This window comes from Mesorhizobium sp. WSM4819 (genome assembly GCF_055811215.1).
In genome coordinates this window covers 1-23,015 of the sequence record NZ_JBVVQO010000057.1, presented here as the reverse complement: position 1 = coordinate 23,015, position 23,015 = coordinate 1, and the positions used below count along the sequence as shown (strand labels likewise).

The window sequence follows — 23,015 nt, the reverse complement described above, 5'->3', positions numbered from 1 at the left end:
CGAGCCCTCTTGGCGAGGGTCGAACCAAGGACGCGGCGTGAGGCGGCGATCCGACACGCTTATGATTTTTCCAGCGCACGGTGCTTCGGTGAGCGCGGGAACAAACCCTAGGAAAAATAGTATTTTTTGGCGGCGATCATTTTTGGCGGCGGCTCGCCGAGCGCCTCGAACACCGAGATTTCACAGACGCGGCACAGGCCGTCGAGGGCGAGATCGTTGGCCTCGGTGCCGAACGGGTCCTCGAGTTCCTCCGAGAGCGCGTCGAGGCCGAAAAAGGTGTAGGCGATCAATGCCGTGAACAGCGGCGTCGCCCACCCGGCAGTCGAGGCCAGCCCAAACGGCAGCAGCAGGCAAAAGATATAGGCGGTGCGCTGCAACAGCAGCGTGTAGGCAAACGGAAGCGGTGTTCCCATGATGCGCTCGCAGCCGGCCTGCGCTGCGGCGATTTGCGACAGGCGCTCGTCGAGAATGCGGTAGCCCATGACATCGATTGCGCCGGCCCTGTACAACGCGGCGGCTCGCTCGCCCATCCGCCGCAGCATGGCGTCCGGCGGGTTGGCCAGCTTGGCAGCACTTTCGGCCGCTTCATCGATGAACGCGCGTGCTTCGGTCGTGGCATCGACCCGCCGAAGCAGGCCGCGCAGGAAGTGACAGAAGGCGATCGCCTCCATCAGCAGCCCGCGCAGTTCGACCCGATCCTCGATCAACCCGGTGCTGGCGCGCGCCAGATTGCGAATGTCGAACACAAGCTGGCCCCACAGCTTGCGCGCCTCCCACCAGCGGTCATAGGCGGCATTGTTACGGAAGCCGAGATAGATCGACAGCGCCACACCGAGCAAGGCGAGCGGCGCGGGCCCGGCATTGCCGAGGTCAAGCTGCAGCGCCCTGACCGCCAGCACCACCAGTGCGCCATAAATGCCGAAGCCGAAGATCTGCGGCAGGATGCGCGGCACCACCGAGCCGCGCATGATGAAGAACAGATGCAAAAATCCCGGGCGCGGGCGAACGATCATCGAAACCCCTTTCACGGACCGGCAATGATCCTGATCGGTTCCATTGTGCGACGCAATATACGCACAAGCCCAGCCGCCAGCGACATGGCGATGTCGTCTTGCCGGCCCGGGGGCGAGCACGTTATCGAAAGTCCGCAAGACATTCGGGAGCAATCGATGGCCGGCGAGACCGATCTGAACAAACTGCTGGCAACGATGACGCCGGAATTGCGTCCCGGCATCCACGTCTTCGCCACACTGCCGCCCGATGCGCCCGTACCGGACAGCCTCGAGCCGGTGATGCTGTTTCGTGAGCGCGAGGGGACGACGGTGATCGCGCTAGAGGAGAAAGCCGAGGCCGCTGGCCTGGAGATCGTGTTTCGCTGCCGCATGGCGACGCTGAACATCCATTCGTCGCTGGAGGCGGTAGGCTTCCTCGCCGCCATCACCACGCGTCTTGCCGCCGCGGGCATGGGCGTCAATCCAGTCTCGGCCTTCTATCATGACCATCTATTTGTCCCCGCCGACCGGGCGGTGGAGGCGATGGCCATACTGACGAAGCTGGCGGAAGAGAATCGTGGTTGAGGCGTTGCGTCAAAACTGAGCAGAGTTTGAGACGCCGTGCCGCCCCTCATCCGCCTGCCGGGACCCCGGCCCTTCGCTGTCGCTACGGGCGTTCGTCGTTCGGAAAGCCAAGCAATTGGCTTTCCGTCCGCTTCGCGGACCACTTCTCACCCCCGTGAACGGGGAGAAGGGGCTAACGGCCGAAGGCCGAGCCCGCGACTGCGGGCCGCCGGTTGTCCGGCGCCCCCGCGGAGGGCCCGCCGCAGCAGCGGCGATACGGCCCGTGAGCGAAAACTACGCCGCCTTCTTCTTCGGTTGGATCAGCCCGCGCTCGATCAGCAATTCGGCGATCTGCACCGCGTTGAGTGCCGCGCCCTTGCGCAGATTGTCGGAGACGATCCACATCGACAGGCCGTTCTCGACGGTCGAATCCTCGCGGATGCGCGAGATGAAGGTCGCGTCCTCGCCGGCCGAGTCCAGCGGCGTGATGTAGCCGCCGTCCTCGCGCTTGTCGAGAACCTGGCAGCCCGGCGCTTCGCGCAGGATCTCACGCGCTTCCTCGGCGGTGATCGGCTTTTCGAACTCGATGTTGACCGCTTCCGAATGGCCGATGAACACCGGCACGCGCACGCAGGTCGCCGTCAGCTTGATCTTGGGATCGAGCATTTTCTTGGTCTCGGCGACCATCTTCCATTCTTCCTTGGTGAAGCCGTCGTCGAGGAAGACGTCGATGTGCGGGATGACGTTGAAGGCGATGCGCTTAGTGAACTTCTTGACGTCGACCTGGTCGGCGACGAACACCGCGCGGGTCTGCGTGAACAGTTCGTCCATGCCTTCCTTGCCGGCGCCGGACACCGATTGATAGGTGGCGACGATGACACGCTTGATGGTGGCGAGGTCATGCAGCGGCTTCAGCGCCACGACCAGCTGCGCCGTCGAGCAGTTCGGGTTGGCGATGATGTTCTTGCGCGTGAACAGCGAAATCGCGTCCGGGTTCACTTCCGGCACGATCAGCGGCACGTCCTGGTCATAGCGGAAGGCCGACGAATTATCGATGACGACGCAGCCCTGCTTGCCGATCTTCGGCGACCATTCCTTCGAAACGTTGCCGCCGGCCGACATGATGCAGATGTCGGTATCGGAAAAATCATATTGGTCGAGCGCCCTGACCTTCAGCGTGCGATCGCCGAACGACACTTCCGTGCCCTGGCTGCGCCGCGAGGCCAGCGCCACCACCTCGCTCACCGGAAAGCCGCGCTCTTCCAGTATGTTGAGCATTTCCCGACCCACATTGCCCGTGGCGCCGACGATTGCAACCTTGAAACTCATCGAAATCTCCTGTCCTCTCCGCTCGGTTTTTTGGAGAAAACCCGCCGGCCGATGCGGGTTTCAACCCCCGGGCCGGACCCGGGAGAGGGTGGTTAGGCCAAGGGAATCAGACCGTTTTAGTGGTCGTTTTACCGGTTTTTTTGGTCAAGAACGTGGTTTTGCTGGAACGAGCAGACGCGCCAAAACGCCCGGCCCAATGGTTCGCATTGCGGCCCGGGACGTCGAAGGCAAGAAGCGCCATCAAAAGGCCGCGCATCGAAACTACCCCATTCGGTGCCGGCTTTTACGCGGTTTGCGTAAAGAGTCAATCGCGACGCAGCCAGGCGGCTTGCCCTGTACAATGGCGGCGGCGCGAAGTACGAACGATTGGATCGTTTGGCTCGTGGCGCTCGCCGACGGATGACCCATTGCCGGGCATAAAAGAATCCGAATTCCGAAAGAGTGAAATGTCCAATTTCGAAGCACTTGTCCCCGCGCTGGCAAAGGCGCTGGAAAAACGCGGCTATGTCGAGCTGACGCCGGTGCAGAAGGCGGTACTTGAGCTCGGACAGGCCGATGCGCTGGTTTCCGCCCAGACCGGCTCCGGCAAGACCGTCGCCTTCGGGTTGGCTCTGGCGCCGACCCTTCTCGACGGCGCCGAGCGCTTTTCCCAAGCCGCAGCACCGCTGGCGCTGGCCGTGGCACCGACGCGGGAGCTCGCTTTGCAGGTGACGCGCGAGCTCGAATGGCTCTACGAACTGACCGGCGCAGCGATCGCGTCCTGCGTCGGCGGCATGGACATGCGCACCGAGCGCCGCACGTTGGAGCGCGGCGCCCATATCGTCGTCGGCACGCCCGGCCGGCTGCGCGACCACATCACCCGCAATTCGCTCGACATGTCCGAGCTGAAGGCAGTGGTGCTCGACGAGGCCGACGAGATGCTCGATCTCGGCTTTCGCGAGGATCTGGAATTCATCCTCGACGCCGCGCCGGCCGAGCGCCGCACCTTGATGTTTTCGGCGACCGTGCCGCGCTCCATCGCGACGCTGGCCAAGGGCTATCAGCGCGATGCGGTGCGCATCTCGGCCGCCGGCGAGGAGAAGCAGCATCTCGATATTGAATACCGGGCGCTGAGTGTGGCCCAGGCCGACCGGGAAAATGCCATCATCAACGTGCTGCGCTATTACGAGGCGAAGAACGCACTGGTGTTCTGCAACACGCGCGCCGCCGTCAATCACCTGACCGCGCGCTTCAACAACCGCAACTTTTCCGTCGTCGCGCTTTCGGGCGAGCTGAGCCAGAACGAGCGCAGTCACGCGCTGCAGGCGATGCGCGACGGCCGCGCAAAAGTCTGCATCGCCACCGACGTGGCGGCGCGCGGCATCGACCTGCCCAACCTCGAACTGGTGATCCACGCCGACCTGCCGACCAATCCGGAGACGCTTCTGCACCGAAGCGGGCGGACGGGGCGGGCGGGACGCAAGGGGGTCAGCGCGCTGATCGTGCCCAACAATGCTCGCAGGCGCACCGAACGGCTGCTGCAAAGCGCTGGCCTTGCGGCGACATGGGCAAGCCCGCCTTCGGCCGACGACGTCCTGCGCCGCGACGACGAGCGCATCCTCGCCGACCCGGTTTTCAGCGAGCCTGTGACGGATGATGAACGCGGCTTCATCAATGCGCTTCTTGAGCAGCATGGCCCCGATCAGGTGGCCGCCGCCTTCGTGCGTCTCTGCCGTTCCAGCCGTTCGGCGCCCGAGGATCTTTTAGAAGTCGCTCCGTTCACGCCGTCGGGCGACAGGCCCTCTGGCGACAGATCTGCCCGTCGCGACGAGGCGCCAAGCCGCCGCGACGATTTCGGCGACAGCGTCTGGTTCTCGCTGTCGGTGGGACGCAGGCAGAATGCCGAGCCGCGCTGGCTGATCCCGATGCTGTGCCGGACCGGCGGCATCTCCAAACGCGAGATCGGCGCCATCAAGATGCAGCCGGAGGAAACTTTCGTGCAGATCGCGGCGGATTGGGCCGATCGGTTCCTCCAGGCGATCGGCCCGGACCGCAAGCTGCAGAACAACATCGCGGTGAAGCGGCTGGACGGCACGCCCGACCTGTCGCGGGCCGGCTATCAGGAGCCACGGCCGGACAAGAAGCCGCACCGCGGCAAGCGGGCGTTCGACCAGAACGCGCCCAAATTCGAGAAGCGCGCACCGTCAGCCGATCAGCGCCCCGCCGCATTCGAGGCAAAACCCTGGGCCGGGAAGGCAGGCAAGCCGAAATTCGAAGGCGCACCGGCGAAGCACAAGAAGTCGAAGAAACGGCCGGCTTAGCGATTTGCCGGCATCGTTGACTTGTCATGGCCTGCGAGGCGCTGTCCTTCGCCAAGGCAATCGATTCAGACTTCGACGATTGGTCGTCTCCAACCCGAGTGGCGCGCTATCTTTTATCTGAAGCGATGCTCCCGCGCACGCACCCCTTGCGATCTGCCGCAACTTTGAACAGTCTGGCCAGCGGGACGAGGGGCAGGCATGCGCGGCGAAGTGCTTCACTATGACGAGGACCAGGGTTTTGGCTTCATCACCGGAGCCGACGGCAACCGCTACACCTTCGCGCGCGAGGATCTGCGCCGAGAGGCGACGATAGGCAGGGGCACGGCCATCGAGTTCCAGCCGGCTGGCGGACGGGCACGCGAGGTTTTTTCGATCCGTCTCCAGGCTGCCAGTCCGACGGACGCAACCGTGGCCCCGTCTCAGTTCGGCAATGCGCCCGTGGCGCCGCAACATTTCGGCCGTTTCGCTGAAAATGCTCCCGCCACCGACCTTTGGAGCTACTTCCGGCGGGGCCTGACTGAAAGTTACTTCAATTTCTTCGGGCGTGCCCGCCGCAAGGAATATTGGGGCTATTGCCTGTTCTGGACGATCGCGCTGATCGTGGTCGTCGGCGTCGGCCTCTTCATCGACGACGCGATGGGCGATCTTGACGAATTGCCGGCAGCGACGGTCGGTCTTTGCGGCGCGTTTGTGCTGGCGACATTCCCGCCTTGGATCGGACTGAACGTGCGTCGCCTGCACGACATCGGCCTGGCCGGCTGGCTTTTTCTGGCGGTGCTCATCCCGACCATCGGCTGGCTGATCATCCTGGTCTTCGCGCTGATCCCAACGCAGGCCCGTGAAAACCAGTGGGGCCCGGTGCCGGCGGGCGTCAGGGCCTAGCAGCTCGACACAACGATTTTGGGGGCTGGAAGCCGGGCGGACGTCGACCGCCACAGGGTCAGCCCAGGAACCTGGCGATGATCGCGTCGCCCATCTCAGCGGTGCCGACCTCGGTCATGCCAGGGGAAAGAATATCCCTGGTGCGCAAGCCTTGGTCGAGCACGGCGGCGATGGCGCTTTCCAGGCGGTCGGCCTCGGCCACCATGCCGAAGGAATAGCGCATGCACATGGCGAAGGAGGCGATCATGGCGATCGGGTTGGCGATGCCCTTGCCCGCGATGTCGGGCGCCGAACCGTGCACCGGCTCGTAGAGCGCCTTGCGCTTTTTCGTCTTGACATCCGGCGCGCCGAGCGACGCCGAAGGCAGCATGCCGATCGAGCCGGTCAGCATGGCGGCGATGTCGGACAGCATGTCGCCGAACAGATTGTCGGTGACGATGACGTCGAATTGTTTCGGCCAGCGCACCAGCTGCATGCCGCCCGCATCGGCCAGCATGTGGTCGAGCTTGACGTCACCATATCTGGCCTTGTGCGTCTGCGTGACGACCTCGTTCCATAGCACGCCCGACTTCATCACATTGCGCTTTTCCATCGAGGTGACGTGGTTCTTGCGCGTGCGTGCCAGCTCGAAGGCGACGCCCGAGATGCGCTCGATCTCGAAGGTGTCGTAGACCTGGGTGTCGATTCCGCGCTTCTGGCCGTTGCCGAGATCGATGATCTGCTTCGGCTCGCCGAAATAGACGCCGCCGGTGAGCTCGCGAACGATCAGAATGTCGAGCCCTTCGACCACCTCCTGCTTGAGCGAGGAGGATGCCGCCAGCGCCGGATAGCAGATGGCCGGCCTGAGATTGGCGAACAGCTCCATGTCCTTGCGCAGCCGCAGCAGTCCGGCTTCCGGGCGCACCTCATAAGGCACCGCATCCCATTTCGGCCCGCCGACGGCGCCGAACAGCACCGCGTCGGCGGCCATCGCCTTGGCCATGTCGGCATCAGAAATCGCCGCGCCATGCGCGTCATAGGCGCAGCCGCCCACCAGCCCCTCATCGGTGACAAAACCGCTGTCGAGATTGTCGTTCATGGCGGCGATCAGCTTCTTCACTTCGGCCATCGCCTCGGGGCCGATGCCGTCGCCGGCGAGCAGGAGAAGATTTTTCGAAGCCATCCGGAACCGTCCTAATTGTGGCGCATGAAATCGGAATCGATTTCGCAAAGCATCATGCGCAGAAGCAAAATTCTACAGCGTCCCTTTTCGCGGCCAAAGGACGCGCGGCGCTGTCGTGAGCCGCGGCCTTGCTAAACGCCAAGCGGCTCACGCGCAAGCCTTGGTTCAGAGCATCTTTGACGATCCTTCGCTCCGCCGACGTCGCGCAAGCTTCTGCGCCGCCGCCGCGCTCAGGACGTGCGCTTGAGCGCCGTCACTTCGATCTCGATCTTCATTTCCGGCTTGTTGAGCTGACAGACGATCATCGTCGCTGCCGGCCTGATGTCACCAAAAGCCTCGCCGAGGAGCGGAAAGACGATGTCGACGAAAGCCGCGTCGGTGATGTAGTAATGCGCCCGCACCACATCGGCCATCTCGAAGCCGCCGTCCTGCAACGCCTTGGCAATCGTCGCCAGGCAATTGCGCGTCTGCGCCTCGACCGTCTCCGGCATCGACATGGTCGCATAGTCGTAGCCCGTTGTTCCGGAAACGAAACACCAGTCGCCCTGCACCACGGCGCGCGAATAACCGGCGGCCTTCTCGAAGGGCGAGCCGGTGGAGATCAGTTTTCGCATGGTTCCCTCGGATATTCCTGAGGCGATATTGAGCTGAAGACGTGCCTTCCGGCTATGGGCCAGGCGGGGCGGAATCGACATTTATCTGAGCCGTGCATTCCCTGCGCAGAGAAACTGGCTAGCTTTTTCGGCCCCGCGCCGCCAGCGTCCGCAACCTCAGCGCGTTGAGGCGGATAAAACCTTCGGCGTCCTTCTGGTCGTAGGCGCCGCGGTCATCCTCGAAGGTGACCAGCGCGTCGGAATAGAGCGTCTTGTTCGACTTGCGGCCAGTGACGATGACGTTGCCCTTGTAAAGTTTCAGCCGCACCGTGCCTTCGACGTCTTCCTGGCTCTTGTCGATCATCGCCTGCAGCATCAGCCGCTCGGGCGCGAACCAGAAGCCGTTGTAGATCAGCTCGGCGTAGCGCGGCATGAATTCGTCCTTGAGGTGGGCGGCGCCACGGTCGAGCGTGATCGATTCGATCGCCCGGTGGGCTGATATCAGGATGGTGCCGCCGGGGGTCTCGTAGACGCCGCGTGATTTCATGCCGACGAAACGGTTCTCGACCAGGTCGAGCCGGCCTATGCCGTTGTCGCGGCCGAGATCGTTGAGCGCCGCCAGCATCGTCGCCGGCGACAGTTTTTTGCCGTCGAGCGCGATCGGATCGCCCTTCAGGAATTCGATTTCGATCTCGGTGACCTTGTCCGGCGCGTCCATCGGCGAGATGGTGCGCTGGTGGACGAATTCCGGCGGCTCGCTCCACGGGTCTTCCAGCACTTTGCCTTCGGAGGACGAATGCAGAAGATTGGCGTCGACCGAAAACGGCGCGTCGCCCTTCTTGTCCTTCGGCACCGGAATCTGGTGCTGCTCGGCGAAGTTGATCAGGTCGGTGCGCGACTTGAACGACCAGTCGCGCCATGGCGCGATGACCTTGATGTCGGGATTGAGCGCGTAGGCCGAAAGCTCGAAACGGACCTGATCGTTGCCCTTGCCGGTGGCGCCATGCGCAATCGCATCGGCGCCGGTTTCTTTTGCGATCTCGACCAGGTGCTTGGAGATCAGCGGCCGGGCGATCGAGGTGCCGAGCAAATAGGTGCCTTCATAGACGGCATTGGCGCGAAACATCGGGAAGACGAAGTCGGAAACGAACTCCTCGCGCACATCCATGATGCGGATGTCCTTGATGCCCATCATCTCGGCCTTGCGCCGCGCCGGCTCCAGTTCACCGCCCTGGCCGAGATCGGCGGTGAAGGTGACCACCTCGGCGCCAAGCTCGGTCTGCAGCCATTTCAGGATGATGGAGGTGTCCAGGCCGCCGGAATAGGCGAGCACGACCTTCTTGACGGCTTTTGCTTTCGACATTTGACTGTTCCGCGACAGAGGTTCTCGTCGGGCGAGGTATCACGGCCTTTCCGGGCTGCGCAAGAGACGAACGGTCCCTCGGTCGCTGCTGGCATACTGGATCAGCCCTTGTGCCGGCCAGTCGCTGGTGCGGAGAAGACGCATGCGCTATAGGCTTCGCTTTCTTTATCCAGGGGCCCGCAGATGTCCTTCATTCCCGACACCACCACGCTGATCCAGTTCGCCATCGCCACCGTGATCCTGGCGATCACGCCGGGGCCCGACATGACGCTGTTCGTGTCGCGCACGCTGAGCCATGGCCGCGCCACCGGCTTTGCCTCGATGGCCGGCGCGCTGTTCGGCACGCTGATCCACACCACGCTGGTGGTGGTCGGGATCTCGGCGCTGATCGTCGCCTCGCCGATGTCTTTCCTGGCCCTGAAGATCTTTGGCGCCGGCTATCTCGTCTTCTTGGCGTGGCAGGCGATCACCAAGGGTTCGGCGTTTTCGCCCGAGAAGAGGAGCGGGCCGGAGATTTCGCTGTTTCGCGCCTGGGCGGCAGGGCTCGGCGTCAATCTGCTCAACCCGAAGATCATATTGTTCTTCATGACCTTCCTGCCGCAGTTCGTCTCCGCCCATGATCCGAACGCGCCCGGAAAACTGTTCTTCTTCGGCGCGATGTTCGTCGTTTTGTCGATCCCGGTAACAGCGCCGATGGTCTTTGCGGCAGAAAAATTCTCGGCCGCGATGAAAGCAAGCCCGCGGGTAACGCGCGTCGTCGACTATCTGTTCGCCGGGGTGTTTTCGGCCTTCGCGCTCAAGATCCTGACCGCCCAGGCGAAGTAGACCTTCCGGCTTGGCGCCAGCCTCCGGCCGAGCGCCCGGCGCTCAGCCAGTAGAAAATGCCGCCGACCATGCCGCTGCCGATCACGGCAGCGACGACGCGCGGCTCGGTGATCTCGAAATTGGCGTCGGCGGTCTGGTGGGCGAAGCCGAGGAAGACCGCCGCGACCACCGCGCCCGCCAGCGCATAGAACAGCCAGTCGCGCCGTCCGAGGATTTCCGAGACGAGAATCGCCACCGCTGCCGGCATAAAGGCGAAATAGGCGACGAACAGCGCAACGAAGGGGATTGAAAAAAACAGCGAGGCCGTCGCCGCCGGCTGCACATGCTCCGGCGTATAGCCCAGCGACGCCAGGAACATGATGTTGAGGAAAGCGCTGGCCGCCAGCGCGGCAACGCCATAACCGATCAGGATGATGGCGAAGCGGATGAAGTAGGCGACAAGGCGGGTCACGCCTCGCCGTGCCCCGCGATCATCATTGCTTCCAGCGCGAGCCGATCGACCTTGCGCATCCGCTCGGATTCCGACTTGAGCTGGCCGCAGGCGGCGAGGATATCGCGGCCGCGCGGCGTGCGGATCGGCGAGGCATAGCCGGCATTGTTGATGTAGTCGGCGAATTTTTCGATCGTCTCCCAGTCCGAGCACTGGTAGTTGGTGCCCGGCCACGGATTGAACGGGATCAGATTGATCTTGGCCGGAATGCCTTTGAGCAGCTTGATCAGTCCCTTGGCGTCCTCGACCGAATCGTTGACGTCCTTCAGCATCACATATTCGAAGGTGATGCGGCGGGCGTTCGACAGGCCGGGATAGGCGCGGCAGGCGGCGATCAGCTCTTTCAAGGGATATTTTTTGTTAATCGGCACCAAAAGGTCGCGCAGATCGTCATTGGTGGCGTGCAGCGAGATCGCCAGCATGACACCGATCTCGTCGCCGGTGCGGAAGATCTCCGGCACGACGCCGGAAGTCGACAGCGTGATGCGTCTCTTCGACAGGGAAAGCCCGTCGCCGTCGGACGCGATCAGCAGCGCTTTCTTCACCGCCTCGAAATTGTAGAGCGGCTCGCCCATGCCCATCATGACGATGTTGGACACTTTCCGGCCCTCGGCCGGAACGACCGCGCCATCGGGCGTGTCGCGGTCGGGGAAATCGCCGAGCCGGTCGCGGGCGGTCAGAAGCTGGGCGAGGATTTCCTCCGCGGTCAGGTTGCGCACCAGCTTCTGCGTGCCGGTGTGGCAAAAGGAGCAGGTCAGCGTGCAACCGACCTGTGAGGAGATGCAGAGCGTGCCGCGGCCTTCTTCGGGAATGTAGACGGTCTCGATCTCGACCGGCCGGCCGGCGCCGCGCGGCGGAAAGCGAAACAGCCATTTGCGCGTGCCGTCGGAGGAAATCTGCTCCTCGACGATTTCGGGCCTGGCGACGGTAAAATGCTTGTCGAGCTCGGCGCGCAGATCCTTGGAGATGTTGAACATACCGGCAAAGTCGGAGACGCCGCGCACATACATCCAGTGCCAGAGCTGCTGGGCGCGCATCCTGGCCTGGCGCTCCGGCACGATGCCTGATGCAACGAGCGCAGCGCCAAGCTCGGCGCGGGTCAGGCCGATCAGCGACGGTTTTTCCGCCGGCGCGGCGCGGGCGCGCAACGCGTCACGGGCGCCTTCAGTGGTAAGGTCGAATGAGAGGGTCATTGTTGCGCCAATATAAGCGATTTACGGCCGATTACAGCATCGTGCCCGAAATGAAGCGCGGCGCATAGCACAGCTTGACGACGGAGTCATGCAGGGGCGATCTTTACCTTCTTCCCACAAGGGGGAAGGGAGAGCCGCGCCCGGCCCGGCCCGGCCGCTCACTCAAACCCGGCTTTGGCTATTTGCACCTGGCGATGGACGACAGCGCCGCCGAAATGCCTTTCAGCGAAAAGACATAGGTGGTGGTGTTGCCGCGGCCGGACTTCGCCTGCACCTTCATGTCGCTGCCGGTTTTCATCGCGGCGATCAGCACCGGCTCCTCGGCGGCGTTTTCGACCCAGGCCGACTTGCCGCGGGTGAACATCGAAAAGCTCTTGCCGTCGATGGTGACGGTGGCCTTGGAGTTTTCCTGGAAATTGTAGCCGGCGATGAATTGCGGCTCGTAAGACACTTGCTGTCCCGGCCGCTGGCTGACGAAGAAGAACATGTCGCCATGGTCGAGCGTCGGCGGCTGCTTGTCGGTCGGCACGGTCAACACATAGCAAACCTTGCCGCCCGACGCCTGGTAGCTGTAGGTGCCCCAGGCATTGTGCTGGCCGATCTTGGTTGCCGACTGCGCCAGAGCCGGCGCTGTCATGGCCACCAGTGCCAGGCTCGAAATTGTAGCAATCAATCCGCGCATCGCTTTTCCCATATATGGTGCGGAGGCAGGCCGGCTCGGCGTCCTGCCCGTCGCTTCATTTTGATTTAATCTGGGTTACCAAACGGTGAAGTTCCCTCAGGAAAAGGACATCCACCCCCGGAAACCGCCGCCATCCTTGCGCCCGTCGCTCGAAAGCGGCAGTTGCAACGTCCCTTTCGCGACTTGGATGCCACGAAAGCGGCAAGAGTTTGACTTTTCTGCCTTATCGCCGGCTCAGCCGTTGTCGGCAATCGCCTGTTTGGCGGCGAGCCGATGCGCTGATGTAATGTGGGCTTTGACGGTGGTGATCGCGGCGGTCAGCACGGCGATGTCGTCGGTAAAGCCCAGTCCGAGGACGAAGTCGGGGATGACGTCAGCCGGCAGCACGAAATAGCCGAGCGCCGCCACTAGGATGCCCTTGGCGCGCAGCGGCGTGTTCTTGTCCATGGCGCAGTAGTAGGCGGCGACCAGTTCCTCCATGAACGGGATCTGCCGGGCAGCCCGCCTGGCCGTGCGCCAGAATTTCTCGCGCACTTCGCTCTCGTCGCCCGGCTTGCCGCCAAAGCCGAAGAAATCAAAACCTGATTTTTGCGCCATCAGTCTCTCCTAACGAGGCTGCGCATGGCGTTCCACGCGCGCCTGCCAGCGGAAAATGTGGTGAAAGCGCCAGTCCACTACAAGAGCTCGGCCGTTCCGCGGCCTGAAAATCAGGCTACGGCGTCGACAGATCTCCAACGACCTGACCGAAATAGCGGTCCATCGTCCTGGCCAGTTCGAAGTCGAGCGCGGTCAGGCCGCCGGCATCATGGGTGTTCAGCGTCACGCTCACGGTGTTGTAGACGTTCGACCAGTCGGGGTGATGGTCGATCGTCTCCGCCGCCAAGGCGACGCGGGTCATGAAGGCGAAGGCTTCGGAAAAATCGCTGAAGGTGAAGCTGCGCGTGATCGAGCCGCCATCCTCGGCCAGCGACCAGCCGTCGAGCCCGGCCAGCGCCTCGGCGACCGCCTCACTGCTCAGTTTCTCTCTCGCCATGGTCGTTTCCCGTGCTATCTGGATTTGCAGTCTTCAGCACAATGCCGGATCGATGAGCGCAAAGCCGATAAAATCCATTCTCTTCGTCTGTCTCGGCAATATCTGCCGCTCGCCACTGGCGGAAGGCGTGTTGCGCGCCGTCCTGGCAGAGCGCGGCCTCGATCGGGATATCCTGCTCGATTCGGCCGGGACCAGCGACTGGGAAGCCGGTTCGGCACCCGACCCGCGCTCGATCTCGATCGCCAAGCGGCACGGCGTCGATATTTCCGGACAGACGGCGCGCAAGCTGGCGCCGGACGATTTTTCGCGTTTCGACCTCATTCTCGCCATGGACCGATCGAATCTCCGGGATCTTAAAGCGCTGGTGCCTGCCGCCATGCGCGACCGTGTCCATCTGTTCCTCGAGTTCGCCGGCGGAAAGGTGGGCGACGTGCCGGACCCCTATCATCAGGGGCCGGAGGCGTTTGCCTCGGTCTACCGCATGATCCGCGAAGCGTCGGAGGCGCTGGCGACGCGGCTCGAGGCACGGCTGTCGGCGCCCGACAGCGGCCAGGCCTCCTCGACGATGTAGGGTCCGCCGCCGACCGAATCGCGCGACGACATCAGGACGAAGCGGCCGACACGGAAGGGCAGCGTCGAAAAATTGCCGCGCGCCGAAAGATACTGGGCGACGTCGAGCGGGCTCGAATTGCGCAACCTGGCCAGCGTCACATGCGGCATGAATTTGCGCGGGTCGGCGGGGATGCCGAGGCGCTGGCAGATGCGCTCGATCTCGGCTTGCAGCGCCGCAAGATCGGGCGAGAAGGAGACGCCGGCCCACACCGCGTGCGGTTTTTTCTGGCCGAAGGCGCCGACGCCGGACAGTGTCAGCGCGAAGGATGGGCGGTGGACACGGTCGAGCGCGTTGGCGATCTCGTCGGCGACATGGCCCTCGACATCGCCAATGAAGCGCAGCGTCATATGGTAGTTCTCGACGTCGATCCAACGGGCTCCGGGCAGGCCGCCCCGGAGCAGGGACAGCGAAAGGGCGGCATCACGCGGTATTTCGAGGGCGGTGAAAAGACGCGGCATGGCAAGCCTCCTGTCCTCGAATCGAACTCTGCCCCTAGCGAATCATCGAAAATCGAGCGGGGCAAGCGGTTTGTTGGTTGCACCTGGCCTAAAATCAAATCGTGCAGGGAATGCGTGGCATCATCGAAACCCGGTCCCTTCAAGAGTTGCCCTTAACCACGGCAATGGCTTTCTCGACATCCGGCAGTATGCGCTCGACCATGCGGTCGACGCCCTTGGCATTCGGGTGCAGGCCGTCCTCAAGTTGCATAGCTGGTTCGCCGGCGACGCCGTCGAGAAAGAATGGATAGAGCGGGATGCCGTGTTTTTCCGCCAGTTTCGGGAAGATCGCGTCAAAGCCGTTCTGGTAGTCGGCGCCGAGATTGGGGGCGGCGCGCATGCCGGCCAGCAGCACGGCGATGTTGCGCTGCTTCAGCTTCGCCAGCATGGCGTCGAGATTTTTTTGGGTGATATCGGGAGAAACGCCGCGCAGCATGTCGTTGGCACCGAGTTCGAGAATGACAAGCTGCGTGCCGTCCGGCACCGACCAGTCGAGCCGCGACAGGCCGCCACTCGACGTATCGCCGGATACGCCGGCATTGGCGACGGTCACATCCTGGCCCTTGGCGCGGAGTGCTGCCTCAAGTTTCCGGGTGAAGCCTTCGTCCGGTCCGAGGCCAAAGCCTGCCATCAGGCTGTCGCCGAAGCCGACGATCTTGAACGGCTCGGCGCGCGCCGAAGAAATGGCGCCGCAAATTCCGAGGAAAAGGACGAAGGCTGCGGCAAGTCGGTGTTTGAAAGCCATGCGGCAGGGCCCCATATGACCGAGAACATTATACTGGCGGTAGGCGGAATTCTGCCCTCCCTTTCCCATATAGGACGATTTTATTTTGACAGAAGCCGTCATCGCGCTGAAAAACGTATCGCTGACGCTCGGCGAAGGAGCGTCTTCCGTCCATGTCCTGAAAGGCGTCAGCCTCGACGTAGCAAGTGGCGAGGCGACCGGCATTGTCGGGCCATCGGGCTCGGGAAAGTCGACGCTGCTGATGGTTTTGGCCGGTTTGGAAAGTGTCGATTCGGGTACGGTACGAATTGCCGGCGAACTGCTGAACGGCAAGAGCGAAGATCAGATCGCATCGTTTCGTGGGCGAAACATTGGCATCGTCTTCCAGTCTTTCCACCTCATTCCCAACATGACAGCGCTCGAAAATGTCGCAGTGCCGCTGGAACTAGCCGGCCATGCCGATCCGTTCGGGGTGGCGGCGCGGGAGCTTGAGGCGGTGGGCTTGAGCGACCGCGTCACTCACTATCCCGGCGAATTGTCCGGCGGCGAACAGCAGCGTGTGGCGATCGCCCGGGCACTGGCGCCTTCGCCGCGCATCCTGATCGCCGACGAGCCGACCGGCAATCTGGACCAGGCGACGGGACGGCAGATAGCCGATCTGCTGTTCGCCAAAGCGGCCGAGCGCGGCATGACGCTGGTGCTGGTCACCCACGATCCAGCGCTCGCCGCACGCTGCTCCCGGCAGGTGTCGATGCGGTCGGGCCGGATCGAGAATGCGCCAGAACCAGTTCCAAAGCCTGGCAAGGTGCCGGCCTGATGCCGCTGTCGCGCACGCTGAAGCTCGCCTTCCGCTTCTCGCTGCGCGAGATGCGCGGCGGGCTGTCCGGCTTCCTGATCTTCCTTGCCTGCATTGCGCTTGGCGTCGCGGCGATCGGCGGTGTCAATTCGGTGGCCCGGGCGATTACCGCCGGTGTCGCCAACGAAGGCCAGTCGCTGCTCGGCGGCGATCTTCGTTTTCAGCTCAATCAGCGCGCCGCGACGCAGGCCGAGCATATCTTTCTTGACGGGCTGGGCACGGTCTCGCACAGCGCCAACATGCGCTCGATGGCGCGGCTCGAGGACGGCTCCGACCAGGCGCTGGTCGAGGCCAAGGCGGTCGACGGCGCCTATCCGCTCTATGGCGCGCTGGAGACCGAGCCGGCGCTGTCGAAGCAGGAATTGTTCGGCGAACAATCCAGTGTTTTCGGCGCCGCCGCACCCGACCTTTTGTTCGAGCGGCTGAACCTTCGGATCGGCGACCGGCTGAAGCTGGGCAGCGCCACCTTCGAACTGCGCGCCCGGCTCGTCAACGAGCCGGACGCGGTATCCGACGGCTTCGGCTTTGCGCCGCGGCTGATGATCTCGACCGACGGGCTTGCCGCTTCCGGTTTGATCCAGCCCGGCAGCCTGGTCGAGAACGCCTACAAGGTGCGCCTGCCCGGCGGCACCGGCGAGGCGCGCATAAAAGCCATTCAGGATCAGGCGGCGGCGGAGTTTCCCGAGTCCGGCTGGTCGATCCGCACGCGCAGCAATGCAGCACCGGCGTTGTCCGCAAATATCGAACGGTTTTCGCAGTTCCTGACGCTGGTCGGGCTGACGGCGCTGGTGGTCGGCGGCGTCGGCGTGGCCAATGCGGTGCGCGCCTATCTCGACGGCAAGCGCGGCGTCATTGCCACCTTCAAGAGCCTGGGAGCTTCGGGCGGTTTCGTCTTTGCCGTCTACCTGGTGCAGATCCTGATGATCGCCGTGCTTGGCATCACGCTCGGCGTCGTGCTTGGCGCGCTGATGCCGTTCGCGGCGAGCGCGGCGCTGCAGTCGATCATTCCGGTGCCGGCGGAAGGCGGATTCTATCCCGGCGCGCTCGGCATGGCGGCGCTGTTCGGGCTGCTGGTGACGCTGGCTTTCGCCTTGCTGCCGCTCGGCCGGGCGCGCGACGTGCCGGCGACGGCGCTGTTTCGCGAAATGGGTTTTGAGGGCCGCGGCTTTCCGCGCCCGCTCTACACGGCGGCGGCGCTCGGCATCGCGCTGCTGCTGGCGGCGCTGGCCATTCTGTTTTCCGGCGACCGCTACATCGCCTCGATCTTCGTCGGCGCCACCATTTTTGCTTTTTTGGTGCTGCGCCTTGTCGGCGCGCTGGTGCAGTGGGCCGCCAAAAGGAGCCCGCGCGTTGGCTCGACGGCGCTCAGGCTCGCCATCGGCAACATCCATCGGCCGGGCGCCTTGACGCCGTCGGTGGTGCTGTCGCTGGGACTGGGGCTGACGCTTCTGGTGACGCTGGCGCTGATCGACGGCAATCTCAGGCGGCAGATTTCCGGCAGCCTGCCGGAGCGGGCGCCGAACTTCTTCTTCGTCGATATCCAGAGCAGCGATGTCGATGCGTTCTCGGAGCTGGTCGGCAGGGAGGCGCCGCAGGGCACGCTGGTCAAGGTGCCGATGCTGCGCGGCCGGGTGATGGCGCTGAACGGCGTCGACGTCGACAAGGTCAAGGTCCCGGCGGAAGGGGCCTGGGTGCTGCGCGGCGATCGCGGGCTGACCTACGAGGCCAGAATTCCTGCGAATGCGACGCTGACCGAAGGCACATGGTGGCCGGACAATTATGCCGGCGAGCCGCTGGTGTCGTTTTCGGCCGAGGAGGGCAAAGAGATCGGGCTGAAACTCGGCGATACCGTCACCGTCAACGTGCTCGGCCGCAACGTGACGGCGAAGATCGCCAATTTCCGCCAGGTCGAGTGGGAGACGATGGGCATCAATTTCGTCATGGTGTTCTCGCCCAGCACATTTGCCGGCGCGCCGCACAGCTGGCTGGCGACGCTGACCGAAAAGGGCGCGTCGCCGGCCGACGATGCCCGTCTTCTCAACGCTGTCACCCGTGCCTTTCCCGCGGTGACGACAGTCAGGGTCAAGGACGCGCTCGACATCGTCAACCGGCTGGTGGCGCAACTCGGCACCGCGATCAGGGCCGCGGCTGGGGTGGCGCTGATCGCCTCGGTGCTGGTGCTGGCCGGCGCGTTGGCGGCCGGCAACCGCGCCCGCATCCACGATGCGGTGGTGCTGAAAACGCTTGGCGCCACCAGGAAGACGCTGATCGCGGCCTTTTCGCTGGAATACATGCTGATCGGCCTCGCCACCGCGATCTTCGCGCTGGCGGCAGGCAGCATTGCGGCGTGGTTCGTTGTCGCGCGCGTCATGACGCTGCCGTCGCATTTCATGCCCGATGTGGCGGTGGCCACAATAGTCTTTGCCTTGCTGGTCACGGTCGGCATCGGCCTCGCCGGCACCTGGCGGGTGCTGGGCCACAAGGCGGCGCCGGTGCTGCGCAATCTCTGATCTGCAAGGGTCGGCAAGCTCAACGCGACCGGGATTTGGTTAAATCTTGTTAATGTTGGGCTTCGGACGGCCGATAAATCCGGATTTTTGCTACTTCACGAAGCATTACGCCCGGTTACGGTCTTGTTCTTGACGCCAATAACCATCATATTTCGCGGCAGGCATGCTGGAGCCCCGCCAGCGGCGCCTCGGTCCAAATCGACCGGACACCGGACGGGGCAGAAGCAATATGAGGATTTCCATGGCTGAACCCGTTCGCAATTATCAGACGCGTGCCGTGCCCGGCGTCGGCGTCGATGCTGCTATCGACCAGGGCCTGCGCGCTTATATGATCAAGGTCTACAATCTGATGGGGCTTGGCCTCCTCATCACCGGCCTCGCCGCGGTCGGAACGATCATGCTGGCCACCACCACCGATCCGGCTTCGGCGGTCGCAACGCTGCCGAACGGCGATATGCTGACATCCTTCGGCTACGCGATCTTCGGCTCGCCGCTGAAATGGCTAGTGATCTTTGCCCCCCTGGTAGCGGTGCTGTTCCTGTCGTTTCGCGTCCAGTCGATGAGCGTTTCGGCCGCGCAGACGACGTTCTGGGTCTATGCCGGCCTCGTCGGCCTGTCGCTGTCGTCGATCTTCCTGGTCTACACCACCGCCAGCATCTCGCAGACCTTCTTCGCCACCGCCGCCGCCTTTGGCGGACTGTCGCTCTACGGCTACACGACCAAGCGCGATCTTTCCGCGCTCGGTTCGTTCCTGATCATGGGCCTGGTCGGTCTGATCATCGCAAGTGTGATCAACATCTTCCTGCAGTCGTCGGCGCTTTCCTTCGCCGTTTCGGCGATCGGCGTGCTGATCTTCGCAGGGCTGACCGCCTACGACACGCAGAACATCAAGGAGATGTATTTCGAGGGCGACGAGACTGATGTCGCCGGCCGCAAGGCTATCATGGGCGCTCTGAGGCTCTATCTCGACTTCATCAACCTGTTCATGTTCCTGCTGCAGTTCATGGGCGATCGCCGTTAACAACGGCCCCTTGAGTCTGTGGACCAGCGAATTTGCAAAGGGCGGCCCAACGGCCGCCTTTTCCTTCTGTGCCGGCCTTTGCTGTTATAGAAGGCAGATGAACGGCTTGCATAAATTATGAGCAGCATCACGATACGCGGCGCGACAGCGGCCGATCTCGACCGGATCACCGCCATCTATGCCGATGCGGTGATCCACGGCACGGCGAGCTACGAACTGGAGCCGCCTAATCGTGCCGAGATGGGCGAGCGCTTCGACAGTTTGATAGCGGGCGGCTTTCCCTATCTGGTGGCGGAAAAAGCCGGCATCGTGCTCGGTTATGCCTATGCCGGCGCCTTCCGGGCGCGGCCTGCGTACCGGTTCATCGTCGAAGATTCTGTCTATGTCGCGCCCGAGGCCAAGGGCCATGGCATCGGGCTGAAGCTGATGCAAGGGCTGATCGCGGCGGCCGAGGCGGCGGGCTTCCGCCAGATCATCGCGGTGATCGGCGACGGTCGGCCGGACAGTGCCTCCGTCCGGCTGCATGAAAAGCTCGGCTTTCGCCATTCGGGCCGTCTGGAAGCCTCCGGCTACAAGCTCGGACGCTGGCTCGACACGGTGTTCATGCAACTGCCGATCAATGGCGGGTCTCAGGTTCCGCCCGATCCCAACTCACTGCCGGAACGGAGATTCCGGAAGCACAACAAGTAGTCAGGCCTCGACAAGTTTCAGCGTGCGGTCGAACACGCCAAGCACGCGGCCAAGCTCCTGGCCGCGCTTAAGGATGCGGCCGCCGGCGGCGATGACGGCGAAAGCCCCTTGCCGGCGCGCCAGCTTCGGATCCTTGACGATCTGGAACAGCGGCACCTCGCTGGTGCGACGGAAGACGGAAAAGACGGCGCGGTCGGCAAGATGGTCGATGGCGTAATCGCGCCATTCATTGGCGGCGACCATGCGCCCGTAAAGCCTCAGGATCTGGTCTAATTCACGCCGGTCGAACCGCACCGGCTGGTCGAGGCGTTCACGTCTTGCCTCATGCAGCGGGATCAGTATTGCGGATGCGTCCCCATCCTCCGTCCCACTGCCGTGATCAGTCATGCCTCGATCCCTTCGAATGAATCTTACATTAATCAAAGTTGGCGCTTTCGCCATGGAATTGCAAGCCCGGCTGGGGAAAGGCTGGCGGCGCAACGTTTCCGCGGTGTCCAGTCACGTTTATAAAAACGCCCGTTGAAATTGGTGATGCTTTGCCACAATCCTGCCTTCTTTTAACCGCGCTAAAGCCCCAATCTCCGACGAATTTACGGGTGTTGCCTGAGACGGTTCGGTCCGGCACTGGCTCGTAAACCCCAAGCCCCCCGCCCACGGGTCTGCGTCGGATCGAACCAACCTCGGTTTCTCCCTTGGAGAAATCGAGCGCGACGATCCCAAAACCTAAATGACCGGCGTCAGAAGCAAGCTGACGTCGGTTTTTTATTTTATTGGCCGAGTGCGTCCTTCCCTTCTCCCCTTGTGGGAGAAGGTGGCCGAGCGACAGCTCGGTCGGATGAGACACATCGCCCGGCGCCGGGCGCCATCGTAGATGAAAGGTGCGCGGGCCGCTTCTCTGGTATATCGGTTTTAAAATCGAGCCCTTGGCCCAAGTCGCTATCCGATTGAAATGAAACAGAGTTTGAAGTTACTTTCATGGCAGGGGTGCTCCAGCGTGGCAATTTGCTTGAAATCGCCGCCGCCTCATTCCTTCCAGCACCTCTCATCCGTCTCGGCGCTGCGCGCCGATCCACCTTCTCCCACAAGGGGAGAAGGAGAGGTCCCCGTTCAGGGCTTGTGGATCAAGGCGGCGCCCAGGATGGGACCCGGCATGCCGTCCTTGCCCACCGATTGCAGCAGCACGGCGCAGCCGCCTTTCTTGGTAATCACGCTCATCGGCAGTTCGTAGCGCTGCGCCTTGCCGTGCCACATGCCGGCGGTCTGGATGCCGGAGACGGCGTTCCAATAGGTCATGCTGCGGCCGGTGTTCTCGCCCTTGCCGATCTTGATCGTCTGCGGCGGGTCGAAATAGACGATGACGACATGGGCATCGCTGGGGCCGCTCCCGGCATCTCCGGCGTCGATGATGACGCGGTCGCTGGTCCGGCTGACCTTGATGCCGACCTGCATGCCTTCGCCGGACGTTTCCATGCGGGCGAGAGCGCCGTCGACTTCCTCGCGGCGGGCGCCGTTGACATGGCTGCGGCCATTGATGACGGCCTGCGGCGTATAGACCGAGCGGCTGCCAAAGGCACGCATATACTCATACTGCCGCTCGGTGTTCTCCTTGCGGCTCAGCGTGTCCTTCCAACCGAGATAATCCCAGTAGTCGACATGATAGGCGAGCGCGACGATGTTCTCCTTGGCGGCAAGCTCGGCGAAAAACGCATCGGCCGGCAGGCAGGAGCTGCAGCCCTGGCTGGTGAAGAGCTCGACCACGCCCAAGGGCTGGCCGACCAGGGATTTATCTGTCTGGGAGCGGTAGGCCTCGCCGGCAAGCGCATTGGCTGCAAGTCCAGCGCCAGCAAGCACCGAGAGGGCCAGCGCAAATACCGCAAGCCGCAATGGTTTTCGAGGTGTCATGGCCGTTTCGACTCCCGCCGGTGATGGCCGGCTTTGTTCTGGTTGGCGAAATATGTGGCAGAAGCGGCAGTCAACGGGAAGTCACGTTGCGGTGAAACTTTTACCGCTGCAGCCAACTGCAAGGGCGCTCCAGGACGGGCTACACTTCAGGGATACCGATTCGGGCGACAATCAGCATGTGGCAAACTCTCCTGACGCCGGTCGACCTGTACTGCGAGCGGGTCGGGCCACAGTTCTGGGCCGAGCCGGTCAACGCACTGACCAATCTGGCTTTTCTTGTCGCCGGGCTGTGGGGTGTCCGGGAGGTGCGCCGGCGTGGCACAGGCATCTTCGCCGAAATGCTGGCCTGGTGGGTGGTGGCGATCGGCATCGGCTCGGCGCTGTTCCACACCTTTGCCAACCATGCCACGGTCTGGGCCGACGTGCTGCCGATCGCCGGGTTCACGCTGGCCTACACGCTGTTCAACCTGCGCCGTTTCCTCGGTATGAAATGGGGCAAGGCGATCGCCATCTTCTTCGCCTTCTATGCCGTCACCGGGTTGTTGACCTGGGCCGTGCCGGACTGGCTGCGCCAGGCATCGAACGGCACGACCGGCTACTTGCCGCCCTTCCTGGCGCTCGCCTCCTTCGGCGCCTGGGTGGCGGCTAGCGGCAACCGCGCCGGCTGGTACAATCTGGCGGGCTCGGCGATCTTCGTCGTGTCGGTCATCTTCAGGACGGATAGTGTCCTGAAGGTTCTGCAAAAAGCTCTGGAGAGAGAGCAGCCCTTACTCTGAGGCGAGGGGCGGCCATGG

24 protein-coding genes are annotated in these 23,015 nt (G+C 63.3%); 10 read left to right on the top strand and 14 right to left on the bottom strand.

Annotated features, from left to right (window positions below; all coding sequences use genetic code 11):
* Nucleotides 1-107 precede the first annotated feature (107 nt).
* Nucleotides 108-1,013, bottom strand: coding sequence for a bestrophin family protein (locus AC0L18_RS30900; protein ID WP_473495523.1), 906 nt, complete (start codon nucleotides 1,011-1,013; stop codon nucleotides 108-110).
* A 156-nt stretch (nucleotides 1,014-1,169) separates the two neighbouring features.
* Between AC0L18_RS30900 and AC0L18_RS30895 the strand changes: the two genes are divergently transcribed.
* Nucleotides 1,170-1,577: an ACT domain-containing protein gene (locus tag AC0L18_RS30895; protein ID WP_473495522.1), complete on the top strand. Its 408-nt coding sequence runs from the start codon at nucleotides 1,170-1,172 to the stop codon at nucleotides 1,575-1,577.
* 273 nt (nucleotides 1,578-1,850) lie between these two features.
* Here AC0L18_RS30895 and AC0L18_RS30890 read toward each other — a convergent pair whose 3' ends face one another.
* Nucleotides 1,851-2,885, bottom strand: a complete 1,035-nt coding sequence (locus AC0L18_RS30890) for an aspartate-semialdehyde dehydrogenase (RefSeq protein WP_473495521.1) — start codon at nucleotides 2,883-2,885, stop codon at nucleotides 1,851-1,853.
* Nucleotides 2,886-3,331: 446 nt separating this feature from the next.
* Here AC0L18_RS30890 and AC0L18_RS30885 point away from each other — a divergent pair, with 446 nt between their 5' ends.
* Together AC0L18_RS30885 and AC0L18_RS30880 are read left to right on the top strand one after the other, a co-directional pair.
* On the top strand, nucleotides 3,332-5,185 hold the full coding sequence (locus tag AC0L18_RS30885) for a DEAD/DEAH box helicase (protein WP_473495520.1): 1,854 nt from the start codon (nucleotides 3,332-3,334) through the stop codon (nucleotides 5,183-5,185).
* 198 nt (nucleotides 5,186-5,383) lie between these two features.
* Entirely contained in the window at nucleotides 5,384-6,067 is a 684-nt protein-coding gene (locus AC0L18_RS30880) for a DUF805 domain-containing protein (RefSeq protein WP_473495519.1), read from the top strand.
* A 58-nt stretch (nucleotides 6,068-6,125) separates the two neighbouring features.
* Here AC0L18_RS30880 and leuB read toward each other — a convergent pair whose 3' ends face one another.
* From leuB to AC0L18_RS30865, 3 genes are all read right to left on the bottom strand, one after another.
* Nucleotides 6,126-7,229: a 3-isopropylmalate dehydrogenase gene (leuB, locus tag AC0L18_RS30875; RefSeq protein ID WP_473495518.1), complete on the bottom strand. Its 1,104-nt coding sequence runs from the start codon at nucleotides 7,227-7,229 to the stop codon at nucleotides 6,126-6,128.
* Between the two features lie 230 nt (nucleotides 7,230-7,459).
* Nucleotides 7,460-7,843, bottom strand: a complete 384-nt coding sequence (locus tag AC0L18_RS30870) for a RidA family protein (protein WP_473495517.1) — start codon at nucleotides 7,841-7,843, stop codon at nucleotides 7,460-7,462.
* Between the two features lie 118 nt (nucleotides 7,844-7,961).
* The gene (locus AC0L18_RS30865; protein WP_287137804.1) at nucleotides 7,962-9,185 is read right to left on the bottom strand and encodes an argininosuccinate synthase; all 1,224 of its coding nucleotides are present in this window, start codon (nucleotides 9,183-9,185) and stop codon (nucleotides 7,962-7,964) included.
* Between the two features lie 183 nt (nucleotides 9,186-9,368).
* Here AC0L18_RS30865 and AC0L18_RS30860 point away from each other — a divergent pair, with 183 nt between their 5' ends.
* A complete protein-coding gene (locus AC0L18_RS30860; RefSeq protein ID WP_473495516.1) occupies nucleotides 9,369-10,010 on the top strand; it encodes a LysE family translocator in 642 nt (213 codons plus the stop codon).
* Here the strand turns inward: AC0L18_RS30860 and AC0L18_RS30855 are convergent.
* From AC0L18_RS30855 to AC0L18_RS30835, 5 genes are all read right to left on the bottom strand, one after another.
* A complete protein-coding gene (locus AC0L18_RS30855) occupies nucleotides 9,982-10,461 on the bottom strand; it encodes a hypothetical protein (RefSeq protein WP_473495515.1) in 480 nt (159 codons plus the stop codon). The two genes, AC0L18_RS30860 and AC0L18_RS30855, sit on opposite strands and share 29 nt — an antisense overlap.
* Nucleotides 10,458-11,693: a dual-specificity RNA methyltransferase RlmN gene (rlmN, locus tag AC0L18_RS30850; RefSeq protein WP_473495514.1), complete on the bottom strand. Its 1,236-nt coding sequence runs from the start codon at nucleotides 11,691-11,693 to the stop codon at nucleotides 10,458-10,460. Before rlmN ends, AC0L18_RS30855 begins: the two co-directional genes overlap by 4 nt.
* A gap of 178 nt (nucleotides 11,694-11,871) precedes the next feature.
* Nucleotides 11,872-12,375, bottom strand: coding sequence for an invasion associated locus B family protein (locus tag AC0L18_RS30845; RefSeq protein ID WP_091592451.1), 504 nt, complete (start codon nucleotides 12,373-12,375; stop codon nucleotides 11,872-11,874).
* Nucleotides 12,376-12,609: 234 nt separating this feature from the next.
* Entirely contained in the window at nucleotides 12,610-12,972 is a 363-nt protein-coding gene (locus AC0L18_RS30840; protein ID WP_473495513.1) for a YkvA family protein, read from the bottom strand.
* Nucleotides 12,973-13,087: 115 nt separating this feature from the next.
* Nucleotides 13,088-13,408 (bottom strand): 4a-hydroxytetrahydrobiopterin dehydratase, encoded by a 321-nt coding sequence (locus AC0L18_RS30835; protein WP_473495512.1) that lies wholly within the window; start codon nucleotides 13,406-13,408, stop codon nucleotides 13,088-13,090.
* A gap of 52 nt (nucleotides 13,409-13,460) precedes the next feature.
* On the opposite strand from AC0L18_RS30835, the gene AC0L18_RS30830 reads away from it, so the two are divergent.
* Nucleotides 13,461-13,979, top strand: coding sequence for a low molecular weight protein-tyrosine-phosphatase (locus AC0L18_RS30830; RefSeq protein ID WP_473495511.1), 519 nt, complete (start codon nucleotides 13,461-13,463; stop codon nucleotides 13,977-13,979).
* Here the strand turns inward: AC0L18_RS30830 and thpR are convergent.
* Together thpR and AC0L18_RS30820 are read right to left on the bottom strand one after the other, a co-directional pair.
* On the bottom strand, nucleotides 13,883-14,479 hold the full coding sequence (gene thpR, locus AC0L18_RS30825; RefSeq protein WP_027153691.1) for an RNA 2',3'-cyclic phosphodiesterase: 597 nt from the start codon (nucleotides 14,477-14,479) through the stop codon (nucleotides 13,883-13,885). The genes AC0L18_RS30830 and thpR overlap by 97 nt on opposite strands.
* 139 nt (nucleotides 14,480-14,618) lie before the next feature.
* Entirely contained in the window at nucleotides 14,619-15,263 is a 645-nt protein-coding gene (locus AC0L18_RS30820) for an arylesterase (RefSeq protein ID WP_473495510.1), read from the bottom strand.
* Between the two features lie 85 nt (nucleotides 15,264-15,348).
* Between AC0L18_RS30820 and AC0L18_RS30815 the strand changes: the two genes are divergently transcribed.
* The 4 genes from AC0L18_RS30815 (at nucleotide 15,349) to AC0L18_RS30800 (ending at nucleotide 20,319) form a co-directional block, all read left to right on the top strand.
* Nucleotides 15,349-16,059 carry an ABC transporter ATP-binding protein gene (locus AC0L18_RS30815; protein ID WP_473495509.1) on the top strand — a complete coding sequence of 237 codons (711 nt, stop codon included), beginning with the start codon at nucleotides 15,349-15,351 and terminating at the stop codon, nucleotides 16,057-16,059.
* Nucleotides 16,059-18,608, top strand: a complete 2,550-nt coding sequence (locus tag AC0L18_RS30810; RefSeq protein WP_473495508.1) for an ABC transporter permease — start codon at nucleotides 16,059-16,061, stop codon at nucleotides 18,606-18,608. Before AC0L18_RS30815 ends, AC0L18_RS30810 begins: the two co-directional genes overlap by 1 nt.
* A 241-nt stretch (nucleotides 18,609-18,849) precedes the next feature.
* Complete coding sequence (locus tag AC0L18_RS30805; RefSeq protein WP_473495507.1) at nucleotides 18,850-19,629, top strand: Bax inhibitor-1/YccA family protein; 780 nt, start codon at nucleotides 18,850-18,852, stop codon at nucleotides 19,627-19,629.
* Nucleotides 19,630-19,746: 117 nt separating this feature from the next.
* Entirely contained in the window at nucleotides 19,747-20,319 is a 573-nt protein-coding gene (locus AC0L18_RS30800; protein ID WP_473495506.1) for a GNAT family N-acetyltransferase, read from the top strand.
* Here AC0L18_RS30800 and AC0L18_RS30795 read toward each other — a convergent pair whose 3' ends face one another.
* Nucleotides 20,320-20,706 carry a DUF2794 domain-containing protein gene (locus tag AC0L18_RS30795; RefSeq protein ID WP_023803338.1) on the bottom strand — a complete coding sequence of 129 codons (387 nt, stop codon included), beginning with the start codon at nucleotides 20,704-20,706 and terminating at the stop codon, nucleotides 20,320-20,322.
* A gap of 720 nt (nucleotides 20,707-21,426) precedes the next feature.
* Complete coding sequence (locus tag AC0L18_RS30790) at nucleotides 21,427-22,221, bottom strand: DUF1223 domain-containing protein (RefSeq protein WP_473495505.1); 795 nt, start codon at nucleotides 22,219-22,221, stop codon at nucleotides 21,427-21,429.
* 176 nt (nucleotides 22,222-22,397) lie between these two features.
* On the opposite strand from AC0L18_RS30790, the gene AC0L18_RS30785 reads away from it, so the two are divergent.
* On the top strand, nucleotides 22,398-22,997 hold the full coding sequence (locus AC0L18_RS30785) for a ceramidase domain-containing protein (protein ID WP_473495504.1): 600 nt from the start codon (nucleotides 22,398-22,400) through the stop codon (nucleotides 22,995-22,997).
* Nucleotides 22,998-23,015: the final 18 nt, after the last annotated feature.

Coding starts and splice junctions, on each gene's coding strand:
- AC0L18_RS30900 (WP_473495523.1), bottom strand. CDS start 1,013: ATGATCGTTCGCCCGCGCCCGGGATTTTTGCATCTGTTCTTCATCATG.
- AC0L18_RS30895 (WP_473495522.1), top strand. CDS start 1,170: ATGGCCGGCGAGACCGATCTGAACAAACTGCTGGCAACGATGACGCCG.
- AC0L18_RS30890 (WP_473495521.1), bottom strand. CDS start 2,885: ATGAGTTTCAAGGTTGCAATCGTCGGCGCCACGGGCAATGTGGGTCGG.
- AC0L18_RS30885 (WP_473495520.1), top strand. CDS start 3,332: ATGTCCAATTTCGAAGCACTTGTCCCCGCGCTGGCAAAGGCGCTGGAA.
- AC0L18_RS30880 (WP_473495519.1), top strand. CDS start 5,384: ATGCGCGGCGAAGTGCTTCACTATGACGAGGACCAGGGTTTTGGCTTC.
- leuB (WP_473495518.1), bottom strand. CDS start 7,229: ATGGCTTCGAAAAATCTTCTCCTGCTCGCCGGCGACGGCATCGGCCCC.
- AC0L18_RS30870 (WP_473495517.1), bottom strand. CDS start 7,843: ATGCGAAAACTGATCTCCACCGGCTCGCCCTTCGAGAAGGCCGCCGGT.
- AC0L18_RS30865 (WP_287137804.1), bottom strand. CDS start 9,185: ATGTCGAAAGCAAAAGCCGTCAAGAAGGTCGTGCTCGCCTATTCCGGC.
- AC0L18_RS30860 (WP_473495516.1), top strand. CDS start 9,369: ATGTCCTTCATTCCCGACACCACCACGCTGATCCAGTTCGCCATCGCC.
- rlmN (WP_473495514.1), bottom strand. CDS start 11,693: ATGACCCTCTCATTCGACCTTACCACTGAAGGCGCCCGTGACGCGTTG.
- AC0L18_RS30845 (WP_091592451.1), bottom strand. CDS start 12,375: ATGCGCGGATTGATTGCTACAATTTCGAGCCTGGCACTGGTGGCCATG.
- AC0L18_RS30840 (WP_473495513.1), bottom strand. CDS start 12,972: ATGGCGCAAAAATCAGGTTTTGATTTCTTCGGCTTTGGCGGCAAGCCG.
- AC0L18_RS30835 (WP_473495512.1), bottom strand. CDS start 13,408: ATGGCGAGAGAGAAACTGAGCAGTGAGGCGGTCGCCGAGGCGCTGGCC.
- AC0L18_RS30830 (WP_473495511.1), top strand. CDS start 13,461: ATGAGCGCAAAGCCGATAAAATCCATTCTCTTCGTCTGTCTCGGCAAT.
- thpR (WP_027153691.1), bottom strand. CDS start 14,479: ATGCCGCGTCTTTTCACCGCCCTCGAAATACCGCGTGATGCCGCCCTT.
- AC0L18_RS30820 (WP_473495510.1), bottom strand. CDS start 15,263: ATGGCTTTCAAACACCGACTTGCCGCAGCCTTCGTCCTTTTCCTCGGA.
- AC0L18_RS30810 (WP_473495508.1), top strand. CDS start 16,059: ATGCCGCTGTCGCGCACGCTGAAGCTCGCCTTCCGCTTCTCGCTGCGC.
- AC0L18_RS30805 (WP_473495507.1), top strand. CDS start 18,850: ATGGCTGAACCCGTTCGCAATTATCAGACGCGTGCCGTGCCCGGCGTC.
- AC0L18_RS30800 (WP_473495506.1), top strand. CDS start 19,747: ATGAGCAGCATCACGATACGCGGCGCGACAGCGGCCGATCTCGACCGG.
- AC0L18_RS30795 (WP_023803338.1), bottom strand. CDS start 20,706: ATGACTGATCACGGCAGTGGGACGGAGGATGGGGACGCATCCGCAATA.
- AC0L18_RS30790 (WP_473495505.1), bottom strand. CDS start 22,221: ATGACACCTCGAAAACCATTGCGGCTTGCGGTATTTGCGCTGGCCCTC.
- AC0L18_RS30785 (WP_473495504.1), top strand. CDS start 22,398: ATGTGGCAAACTCTCCTGACGCCGGTCGACCTGTACTGCGAGCGGGTC.